Genomic DNA, 2,237 nt, shown 5'->3' with positions numbered 1-2,237 from the left:
TCTGCAATTCATCCAAAACTTTTATTTTAGACTTGACTTTTAATAGTTAGTCTTTCACCCCTGCATCAATCAGGTAACATCCCTTCTTTCCTTCTAAAACGTACACATGCACGTATCTGGAAATTTCAGGTGTGACATTAAACGAAATGCGCATCTGATGGACTCCTTCATGTATCTTCATCCCATTTTCTCCTCCTCTGTATTTCCTTTTTCCCGTTCGTCCCCATACATTTCTCCGTCCATAACAATGATGGCCCGGCTGTCCACTGTATTCTCTCTTTTGCTCATGATGTTTTTGTACGCATTAGAAGAAAAACACAGGTCAATGCTTTCTCTGTCCGGAAATCGAATTATAATAAAGCGGTCCGGCTGCCAGTCCTTTCCCATGTATTCGATTCCTTCACTTCTCACCACATACCTTCCCCCATATTCCTCCACAATGGGCCTGACCAGTCTTATGTAATCGTCGTAATCCGTCCTGTCCTTTCCTGGTTCCAAAAAAACAGAGATAATAAAATAACAGCTCATACCTTCTCCTTTCTGTGCAAGTATACACTTGCATGTTTGATAAAAATAAATGGCACCAACAGGCACCATATATTTAAGTACTTACCTGGTTACTCCACGGACAAATACATCTACCATCGTTCCAATATACTCATCTGCTTCCATCTCAGTTAAACCTGGGCCAAAAGAAGCTTTAAAAAACACAAAGCCAAAATTGAGAGATAAAAACATCATGGCCATGCTTTCATAATCGCCGGATATAAGAGTCCCCTGCTCATGCATCTTTTTTAGATATTCCATAAGGCCATTTTTAAAAACCAGCGGAATAGCCAGGATGCCTTCCTTTGTATCCTCCGCCAGCTCCGGCGTACGCAGTCCCAGGGACAGCTTAACAAATTCCGGGGTAACCTTATTCATGTAAATCCGTGAAAACCTGCACAGGTCCTCTGTCAGACCGCCTGTGTAATTCATGAAGTCTTCCGGTTCCAAATCCGGATGCCATCTCTTCTGTCCCATGGCCTGAAGCACAATTTCTTTCTTACCCTTGAACTTTCTGAAGATGGTACACTCATTTACCCCGGCCCTCCTGGCTATATCCTTAGTGGTGGTAGCCGTATATCCTCTCTCCATCACCAGCTCCATAGCTGCATCTATAATATTCTGCCCTGTCTGATCCATATCATGCCTCCGCAAACGCAAGTGTTCACTTGCATCTTACTATAACTTCGTCCTGCTGTCAAGCTGCCTATGGCAAAAAACACAGGCAGCTGTTCATTATTTCTTCTGTGTCCAGAGCTGAAATAGAACCTCCGAACATGACCATCTGCAGTCTGTTTCCATGGATTCTGGCGTAAACCTTCAAAAAGCCCGGTATACCCAGTGAGGATGCATCCATGTAATGATAACAATACCATTGTCCGCTGAGAAGCTGCCTGGTTGTTCTGGATTGAGGGGTGCCCAGCTCGGTTTCCACAGCTGTATCCAGCAATTTTTCCTGATATGTGTATACCAGGTCGGCATATCCTCCAAAGTCCGAGAGGGATTCCGACATGACACAGATAAGGCTGCCGCCTTCCCCGCCAATCAGATAGATTCCTCTTTCATCCGAGGAATGAAATACAAACCCATCCGGCACTGTGACTACCACATTATCAATCTGCTTTGCTTCAGCCCAATCCTGAGCCTGTTCCTGTGTCTGTTCCGGCACCTGCTCCTGGGTCTGCTCCTGAATCTGTACCGTTCCGCCCACATTCCAGGCCCCTTGGGCGTCAACGCTGTACCCATCCGGAGTCTGCGTATCCTGAAGGCAGTAGCCATCCATATTAAAATAGTAACATTTTCCGCCAATCCAGGACCATCCATTATTTAAATATGTGCCGTCCTCATTTTCATACCACCAGCCGGTATCATCCTGCCTCCATTGCCCTGCAAATGCGTTCACACTCGCCCCAGCAGTGATAAGCAACACCGTGATTACCATCATCCAACATTTTCTCATATTGGTTGTCCTCCTTTATTCTCATACTTCCAATATACTTCTGTTCTGCGGGGACAAGAACCTAAAATCATGATTGGGGACAGCAAATTTTAAACAGCACAAAAAAACCGGCCGCTTTGCAGAATAAAACATACAAAACTCCGGTTAAACAACAAAAAAGCGCGAGACGGGATTCGAACCCGCGGCCCCCACCTTGGCAAGGTGGTGCTCCACCCCTGAGCCACTCGCGCAT

Annotated in this window: 4 protein-coding genes and 1 tRNA gene; all 5 read right to left on the bottom strand. The window is 45.6% G+C overall.

All coding sequences use genetic code 11. The features are described from left to right. Positions 1-46: 46 nt before the first annotated feature. The 5 genes from FGS84_RS31905 to FGS84_RS30495 all read right to left on the bottom strand — a co-directional run bounded on the left by FGS84_RS31905 (position 47) and on the right by FGS84_RS30495 (position 2,235). Positions 47-181, bottom strand: a complete 135-nt coding sequence (locus FGS84_RS31905; RefSeq protein ID WP_279232866.1) for a hypothetical protein — start codon at positions 179-181, stop codon at positions 47-49. Then, positions 178-498 (bottom strand): DUF1330 domain-containing protein, encoded by a 321-nt coding sequence (locus FGS84_RS30510; RefSeq protein ID WP_243130130.1) that lies wholly within the window; start codon positions 496-498, stop codon positions 178-180. Before FGS84_RS30510 ends, FGS84_RS31905 begins: the two co-directional genes overlap by 4 nt. A 111-nt stretch (positions 499-609) precedes the next feature. Continuing rightward, complete coding sequence (locus FGS84_RS30505) at positions 610-1,185, bottom strand: TetR/AcrR family transcriptional regulator (RefSeq protein ID WP_138311876.1); 576 nt, start codon at positions 1,183-1,185, stop codon at positions 610-612. Between the two features lie 67 nt (positions 1,186-1,252). Next, positions 1,253-2,005 (bottom strand): hypothetical protein, encoded by a 753-nt coding sequence (locus FGS84_RS30500; protein ID WP_138311875.1) that lies wholly within the window; start codon positions 2,003-2,005, stop codon positions 1,253-1,255. Between the two features lie 158 nt (positions 2,006-2,163). Then, positions 2,164-2,235 (bottom strand) — tRNA-Gly (locus FGS84_RS30495). Between the last annotated feature and the right edge of the window lie 2 nt (positions 2,236-2,237).

Origin of the sequence: Clostridium sp. 1001271st1 H5 (genome assembly GCF_005845215.1) — a bacterium.
In the GTDB taxonomy this organism is placed as follows: Bacteria; Bacillota; Clostridia; order Lachnospirales; family Lachnospiraceae; genus Enterocloster.
Note: the sequence above shows the minus strand (reverse complement) of the source record. Positions and strands in the feature narration are given on the sequence as shown.

Excerpts from the sequence above, each read along its gene's own strand:
- FGS84_RS30500 (WP_138311875.1), bottom strand. The coding sequence starts at position 2,005 with ATGAGAAAATGTTGGATGATGGTAATCACGGTGTTGCTTATCACTGCT.
- FGS84_RS30505 (WP_138311876.1), bottom strand. The coding sequence starts at position 1,185 with ATGGATCAGACAGGGCAGAATATTATAGATGCAGCTATGGAGCTGGTG.
- FGS84_RS31905 (WP_279232866.1), bottom strand. The coding sequence starts at position 181 with ATGAAGATACATGAAGGAGTCCATCAGATGCGCATTTCGTTTAATGTC.